Here is a 7,779-nt window from a genome sequence, read left to right on the forward strand (position 1 = left end):
CAAAAGCAGCCTGAAAACGCTTGGGCGCTTTCAGGCTGCCGCTGCCGGTACGCGGGCAAACGCCTAATCCGGCCGCCGTACTTCCTGCGCCAGGCGGATAACCTTTTCGGGCATCAGTTTGTTTAGGCAGTCGGTATGGCCGAGCGGGCATTCGCGTTTGAAGCAGGGGCTGCAGTCCAGATTCAGGGTGGCGATGCGGGCAATGTCGCTTAAAGGCGGGGTATGCTCGGGGCTGCTCGAGCCGTACACCGCCACCAGCGGGCTGCCGGCGGCGGCGGCCACGTGCATCAGACCGCTATCGTTGCAGACAACGATATGAGCGCAGGAGAGCAGGTCGATGGCTTCGCCCAGCGTGGTTTGGCCGCACAGATTGGTGCAGGCGCCGCCGCTAAGCTGGCGGATTTCTTCGGCAACCGCATGGTCTTTCTGCGAGCCAAACAGCCACACCGCGCGGCCTTCGGCGGCGTAATGGCGGGCGGCGGCGGCAAAATGGCGCGCCGGCCAGCGTTTGGCCGGCCCGTATTCGGCGCCCGGACAGAAGGCCACCGGCGCGGTGTCGGCACTCAGGCCGTGTTTGGCCAGCGCCGCCGCGCGCGATGCGGGATCAACCGCCAGCAGCGGACGCGACGAGATGCCGTTGAAATCGGCCTGCGTCGGGTGCGCCAGCGCGGTGTAACGGTCCACCATCAGCGGCAGCGCGGCTTTGTCGAGCTTGCGGATGTCGTTGAGCAGCAGATAGCGGCTTTCGCCAACATAACCGGTACGCTTTTTGATGCCGGTGGCCAAGGCAATCAGGCCGGTTTTGAGCGAGCCGGGCAGCACGATCACGCGGTCATAGCCGCGGCGGCCGAGCTCGCGGCCGGTGCGCCAGCGCTCGCGCAGCCGCAGCGCGCCGTGGCCGAAAGGGTTGTCGAGCACGGCCGCCACTTCCGGCATGCGCTCGAATACCGCCTGCGACCACTTGGGCGCGAATACGTCGATGCGGCAGCCGGGCGAGAGTTCGTGCAGGCGGCGGTAGAGCGGCTGGGTCATCACGCAGTCGCCGATCCACGACGGGGAAATAATCAGGATGTGTTCGGACATGGTTTGCGGGCGGGTGTTTTCAGGCTGCCGTTGTCGATTTGGCAGCGATGGCAGCCTGAAGTTTTTTGGTATGGGTTTGTGGTGGGGCGGTTTGGTGCGCGGGGCGCACCCTACGGCGATGGCAGCCTGAAACGGCGGGGCGCTCCGGCGATGGTTTTCAGGCTGCCTGAATGCGGGTTCGGGCTTGTTTTTTGTTTTCAGGCTGCCTGCAACCGGCTGCGCTTTGCTGTTTTCAGGCAGCCTGAAAAGACAGCCCTAAGAACTGCTTTGCGCTTTAACGCGGCCGGAGAGTTCGGGGGCGGCGATGCGCTCGCGGCAATCGGAGACTTCGCCAAAGCGGGGCGCGGTGTTTTCCCAGTCGGCGCGGGCGTCGGCGATTTCCTGATGGCTGCGGCCGACGAAGTTCCACCACATCAGCACGTCTTCGCCGAAAGGCTCGCCGCCGATCAGCAGCAGGCGGCTGCCGGCACGGGCGCGGAACACGAGTTCGCTTTCGCTGCCCCGGCGGCCAGGGCGCAGAAGCGGTTGTCGTCGATGGCACCGGCGGCGGTTTCGGCGCTGCCGTCCAGCACCACCAGCGCATATTCGAAGGCCGGATTCAGCGGCAGCCGCACTTCGCCATCGGCGGTGCAGCGCAGATCGGCGGCCACCAGCGGGCTGTGCACCGCCACCGGCGACTGCAGGCCGTTCAGGCTGTCCACCAGCCGCTGCCGGCGCGAGGGCAGGGCGCGGCTGACGTGCGTGCCGTCGGGCAGGCGGATGCGGTGCAGGTCGATGATTTGGGCGGTGGTCATGGGGTTTGTGTTGTCGCGGTGTGTTTGTCGGTTTTCAGGCTGCCGCCGGCGTTTCGCTGCCAAACAGGCTGCGCCACAGGCTGCGGACGGCGGCGTAATCGGACGCGGCGGCGGCTTCAGGCTGCTGGTCGTGCAGGCTGGTGCGGTGCTGCAGGTAGCGGAAGCGGCGGTAGGCGGCCACGGCGGCGGCGGCCTGCTGCGGATCGGCCAGCCGGCGGCGGGCGGCCATTTCCAGCAGGGCGATGTTGCCGTAGTTTTCCAGAAGCTCGGGATGGCGGCGGCTGTGGGCAAGTATCAGATATTGCACGCAGAATTCGACGTCAACAATACCACCAGCGGCGTATTTGACGTTTTCAGGCTGCGGCGGATGCGAAGCAGCGATTTTCGCCCGCATGGCGGCGATGTCTTCCCGCAGCGCGGCGGTGTCGCGCCCGCCGGCGAGAATGCTGCGGCGGATGCGCTCGAAAGCGCCGCCGATGGCGCGGCTGCCGCAGATAAAGCGGGCGCGGCTCAAGGCCTGGTGTTCCCAGGTCCACGCTTCTTCGCGCTGGTATTTTTCAAAGGCGGCCAGACTGTGCACCAGAAAGCCGGCGTCGCCGTTGGGGCGCAGGCGCAGGTCGATGTCGTACAGCGTGCCGGCGCCGGTGCTGCCGGAAAGCCAGGTGCCGAGACGGCGGGCGAGTTTGGCGTAGGTGTCGGCGGCATCGGGATGCTCGTCTTCATAGAGATAGACCAAATCCAAATCGGACGAATAGCCCAGCTCCTTGCCGCCGAGCTTGCCGTAGCCGATTACGGCAAACTGCGGCTCGGGGCGGTGGGGCTTAGCGATGCTGCGCCACGCGCCGCGCAGGGCTTGGGCAAGCACCAGATCGGCCAGCCGCGACAATTCGTCGCTCAGGCTCTCGACGCTCCAGCGGCCGGCCAAATCCTGCACCGCCAGCCGGAAAATCTGCGCGTGCTGGAAATGGCGCAGCGCGTCCATCGCCGCTTCGGTGTCGCTGCCGCAGGCATCGAGCGCGGCGGCCAGGTTCTGCTCCAGCGTCTGCCAGTCCAAAGGCTGCATCAGCTGGGCAGACAGCAATTCGTCGAGCAGGGCGGGATGGCGCTGCAGATAGTCCGACAGCCAGCCGCTTTGGGCATTGAGTTCGGCCAGCTGCGCCAGCGCCGCCGGATGCTGCTGCAAAAAGGCCAGATAAGACGGCCGGCGGCTGACGGTTTTGAGAAACTCGGTCAGCCGCGGCAGGGCGGTATCGGGCTGGCTGCTGGCGGCGGCCGCTTCGATGGCGCGCGGCAGCACGGCGTCAAACAGCGGCAGCGCGGCGGCGGAAAGCCGGCGGTACCAGCTGCTGTGCTTGAGTTCGGCCAGCGCTTGGGCGGAAGCAGCCTGAAAACCGAGCTTGCCCAAAGTATCGGCGGCATTGGCGGCATCAAGCTGCTGCCACAGGCTGCCGCCGTCGTTTTCCGCGGCATCGCCGCTGCCGCCGAGCACGTCGGCAAACACCGCCGATACACGTGCGCGGTGCTGCTCAAGGCAGCCTGAAAACGCCGGATAGTCGGCAAAACCCATGCTTTCGGCCAAGAGTTGGCGCTGCTCTTCGTTTTCCGGCAGGGTTTGGGTTTGCCGGTCGTCCCAATACTGCAGGCGGTGCTCGCAGCGGCGCAAAAAGCGGTAGGCATCGAGCAGGCCGCGGGCGGTTTCGGCATCGAGTATGCCGTGTTCGGCGAGCTTCTCCAGCGTTTCCTGCGTGCCTTTAAGCTGCAGGGCGCGGTTTTGGCCGCCGCGGATCATCTGGAAAATCTGCGCGGCAAACTCGATTTCGCGGATGCCGCCGGCGCCGAGTTTGATGTTGTCGTGCAGCCCCTTGCGCGAGACTTCTGCGCGGATTTGGCGGTGCAGGCCGCGCATTGCTTCATAGGCGCGGTAATCGAGATAGCGGCGGAAGACAAACGGGCGCACCAGCGCGGCGATGCCGTTTTCGTGCGGCGTGACTACGCGGGCTTTGCACCAGGCATAGCGCTCCCACTCGCGCCCCTGGCTGACCAGATACTGCTCGAGCGCGGTTTCGCTGATCACCAGCGCGCCGCTGTCGCCGTCGGGGCGAAGGCGCATATCGGTGCGGAACACAAAGCCTTCGCTCTCGGCATGATCGAGCAGGGCGATCAGCTTCTGGCCGACCTTGGTGAAAAACTCCTGATTGTCGCGGCTGCGGCGGCCGTCGGTTTCGCCGGCTTCGGGATAGACGAAAATCAGATCGAGATCGGAAGAAACGTTCAATTCAAAGCCGCCGGCCTTGCCCATCGCCACCACGCTCAAATGCTGCTCTTTGCCGCTGTGGCGGCCGATCGGCGTGCCGTAAAGCGTGCGGCAGCGGCTCTCGGCAAATTCCAGCGCGGTATTGACGGCAAAATCCGCCAGCAGCGTGATGCTGCGGGTTACTTCGTCCAAAGACGCCGCGCCGCACAAATCGCGCACCATAATCTGCGCCAGCACATGCCGGCGCAGCACGCGCAGCGCGGCAGAAAGCACCGCTTCGTCGCCGGCAGCCTGAAAAGACGGCCAGTCGGCAAACGCGGCCAAATCGGCAGCGTCGAGCGGCCGCTCCAGCCAGCGCGACAAACGTTCGCGGTTTAAACGGCCGCCGTCGAGCTGGCGGGCAAGCCACGGGGAAAAACGGCGGACGGAATCGGGATTCGGAATCATGGTTCAACAGCAGCCTGAAAGCAGGGCAGCCTGAAAACGGAAAAATGCTTTTCAGGCTGCCTGCCAAAAAGCCGGCGCAGGCAGCCTGAAAAATCGGGAAAAGGAAAACGGACTGGGGCGCCGGCAGCCAAGCCCGACTGCCGGCACGCCCGCTTACAGCAGGGTGCGGATGGCCTGCGCCAGCTCCGGCGCTTCCATGCCGTAGGGCGCGAACAGCGCGGTTTCGCCGTCTTTATCCAAAATATAGGCGCCGGCGGTGTGGTCCATATTGTAAACGGTGTCGGACTTGATCTCGGTTTTCGCCGACACGATGCGGTACTGCTGCTTGATCAGCGGAATCCGTTTGCCGTCTTTGTCGTCGGTCAGGCCGATAAAATCAGGGTTGAACTGGGAAACGTATTTGCCGATCAATTCCGGCGTATCGCGCTCGTAATCGACGCTGACAAACACCACCGCCACATCTTTGGCATCGGCGCCAAGCTGTTTGAGCGCGTCGCTGAAAGTCAGAAGCTCGGTGGGACAGACGTCGGGGCAGTGGGTAAAGCCGAAGGAGAGCAGCACCACTTTGCCTTTCAGGCTGCTTAGGGCAAAGGGTTTGCCCTGGCCGTCGGTCAGCGTGAAGTCGCCGCCGATATCGTCTTTACGCACATCGGTAGCGGTCAGTTTTTTCGTGCTGCCGCCGGCTGCGGCAGAAGCGGCGGGTGTCGATGCGGCTTCGGACGCCGGCACCGCCGATGCGGCGGACGCTGCCGGCACTTCGGAAGCGGCCGGCGGTGTGGTAGGTTCAGTTTGCTGCTGCTGGCAGGCAGCCAATACGGCAAGCGAGAGCAGGGCGGGAATCAGTTTTTTCATAACGCAGTCTCCTGTTGCAGGCGGGAAAAGCGCCCGATAAACCTTCAGGCAGCCTGAAAACGGCGCCGCGGTGCGGGCAAACCGTATTTTAGCACTTGGGCGCGGCGGCTTGGCAAACGTGTCGGGCATAAAAAGCAGCCTGAAAACCGCTTTGGGGGTTTTCAGGCTGCTTTTGTTGCCGCCCGCTTACGGCTACCAGCGGTAATTAACCGCCAAACGCACGTCGCGGCCGACTTCAGGCAGGGACGACCCGTCGCGCGCGCTGCTGCGCTGGCTGTGCGGTTTGTAGAGTTTGTTGCCAATGTTGTTGACGGAGAAATTAACGTTCAAATCGTCTTTGCCGGTGGGCTTCCAGTTAACGTAAATGTCGTTCACGCCGTAACCCGGGCGCACGGTGCTGGTGCCGCCGGAGCCGCGCTGGCTGATGCTGGCGGCGTCGTAAACCGATTTTTGCACGAAGCGGCCGCGCCAGCCGACTTCCAGATTGGGATTGTCGAAGCGGTAGGAAAGGCCGGTGGTCCAGGTGCGCCCCATCGGAATGGCGGTAACGATGGAATCGAGGCTGGCACCGTGCATTTTCGGTTTGTTGTAGGCCACACCCGCGCGGGCGGTAAGGCCGCGCCAGCGGTAGCTGGTACTGATTTCGTAGCCGCTGTTTTTCAGTGTGCCGCCGTTGTGGTAGATGCGGTTGGTAACGGCTTGGACGTCTTTAATCTGCTGGTTAAAATAGCTGGCATTAACCGAGAGGGCGTTGTTCCAAGTGTATTTGACGCCGATTTCGGCATTGCGCGCGCGTTCGGCTTTCAAATCGTCGGCAGCGCCGTAAACCCGCTCGCCGGCCAGGGTAACTTCAGACAGGCGCGGGCTGCGGCTGGCGTAGTTCAAGCTGGCATTGACGGCCAGATCGGGCGTGATGTCGTAAATTGCACCGATGCTGGGATTGAGTTTGTGGCCGGAGACTTTTTTGCCGCTGGAGAAGGTAGCGTTAAAGTGGTCATAGCGCAGGCCGGTGGTCAGGGTTACCGGGGCGAGGTCCCAAATACCTTCAAGATAAAGTCCTTTGTCGGTTTTTTTCTCTTTTTCGATGCCGGCCAGCATATAGCCCGGCGAGGCTTTCTGGTTGCGCCAGTTGATGCCGTATTTCAAGGTGTGTTTACCGAAGATTGGGCTGTCGAGATTGATGTTGGCACCGGTGGTGCGCAATTTCGCATCCAAATCGGAAGCGGGGTTGGCATGAAATTCGTCGCGGTCGATATTCATGTAGTAAACATTGGCTTTGGCCTTGCTGATAAAGCCGAGGTTGGCGCCGAGATATTCGAGATTGGTGGTGTCTTGTTTGAGAATGCGGTAGCGCGGACGGTTGTTGGCAGTATTGCCGGCCTGGCCGAAATCAAACTCTTCGCGCAGGGCGCGGGTGCCGTAGGTTTTCTCTTGGCGGTGGCTTAATACCAAGCGGTGGTCGTCGTTGAAGCTGTAGCCGATTTTCGCCAGCAGGCCGCGCTGGCCGAGCGCGCTGTTGCGCACGGTGTCGCTGGCATCAACGGGCGAGTAGCCTTTACCCGGTTTGTAGTCTTTTTCAGTAACCCAGTTGGCCGAAAGCAGGGCATCGAAGCCGCCGGCGCGGCCGTATGCCGACAGGCCGCGGTTCCAGCCCTTATTGCTCGATACGCCGGCATTGACTTTGAAGCCGACATTCTGGCCTTCGCGCAGCAAATCTTGGGCATCAACGGTTTGCGCCACAATCGCGCCGCTGGTGGCACCGATGCCGGCAGAAGCCGAGCCGGTACCTTTTTGCACGGCGGTTACTTTAACCAGCGCAGGATCGAACAGGAAACGGCCGTTGTGGTGGAAAAGCTGGGTATCGGAGTAGGTGTCGTCCACTTTCACATCAATCTGATCCTGCCCCATGCCGCGCACGGTTACCCATTGCGAAGTGCCGTTGCCGCCGCCGAAGCTGACGGAAGGCTCGTTAAACAGCACGTCTTTCATATCGGTTGACGTGGTTTCGTCAAGCTTTTTGGTGGTTACCCGATGGGTGGAAAAGTTGGCGCCCTTCACGGTAACCGTCTGCAGCTCGGTACCGCTGCCTTCGCCTTCGGCATGGGCAAAACCGGATGCCAGTGCCAGCGTAAGCAGGCTGAAACGGAAAGAATGGGAGAGGGTTTTGGGGTTCATCAGGCTGATTCCTTGATTGGTTGCAAAAACGGGAAAACGATAAAATCGGTTAAAACAAACAAAAATTACTACTGTTTATGATAAGAAACCCAAGCCCGCCTGTCCAGCCTAAGCCGTCGGGATGATTGACGCAAAAAGACAAATAAATCCAGCTACCCGCTTTGTTTTTTTTTT

At 62.2% G+C, this 7,779-nt stretch carries 6 protein-coding genes; all 6 read right to left on the reverse strand.

All coding sequences use genetic code 11. From position 1 onward, the window contains the following. Positions 1-63: 63 nt before the first annotated feature. The 6 genes from waaF to MB824_RS06915 all read right to left on the reverse strand — a co-directional run bounded on the left by waaF (position 64) and on the right by MB824_RS06915 (position 7,605). Complete coding sequence (gene waaF, locus MB824_RS06890) at positions 64-1,083, reverse strand: lipopolysaccharide heptosyltransferase II (protein WP_238747481.1); 1,020 nt, start codon at positions 1,081-1,083, stop codon at positions 64-66. A 255-nt stretch (positions 1,084-1,338) separates the two neighbouring features. Then, positions 1,339-1,566, reverse strand: coding sequence for a pirin-like C-terminal cupin domain-containing protein (locus tag MB824_RS06895; protein WP_238747483.1), 228 nt, complete (start codon positions 1,564-1,566; stop codon positions 1,339-1,341). Continuing rightward, the gene (locus MB824_RS06900; RefSeq protein ID WP_238747485.1) at positions 1,530-1,877 is read right to left on the reverse strand and encodes a pirin family protein; all 348 of its coding nucleotides are present in this window, start codon (positions 1,875-1,877) and stop codon (positions 1,530-1,532) included. Before MB824_RS06900 ends, MB824_RS06895 begins: the two co-directional genes overlap by 37 nt. 34 nt (positions 1,878-1,911) lie before the next feature. Continuing rightward, positions 1,912-4,578 carry a bifunctional [glutamate--ammonia ligase]-adenylyl-L-tyrosine phosphorylase/[glutamate--ammonia-ligase] adenylyltransferase gene (glnE, locus tag MB824_RS06905; protein ID WP_238747487.1) on the reverse strand — a complete coding sequence of 889 codons (2,667 nt, stop codon included), beginning with the start codon at positions 4,576-4,578 and terminating at the stop codon, positions 1,912-1,914. A gap of 153 nt (positions 4,579-4,731) precedes the next feature. Then, entirely contained in the window at positions 4,732-5,430 is a 699-nt protein-coding gene (locus MB824_RS06910; RefSeq protein ID WP_238747489.1) for an SCO family protein, read from the reverse strand. Between the two features lie 192 nt (positions 5,431-5,622). Then, on the reverse strand, positions 5,623-7,605 hold the full coding sequence (locus MB824_RS06915) for a TonB-dependent receptor plug domain-containing protein (protein WP_238747491.1): 1,983 nt from the start codon (positions 7,603-7,605) through the stop codon (positions 5,623-5,625). Between the last annotated feature and the right edge of the window lie 174 nt (positions 7,606-7,779).

Source organism: Kingella pumchi (assembly GCF_022288825.1).
Taxonomy (GTDB): domain Bacteria; phylum Pseudomonadota; class Gammaproteobacteria; order Burkholderiales; family Neisseriaceae; genus Kingella_D; species Kingella_D pumchi.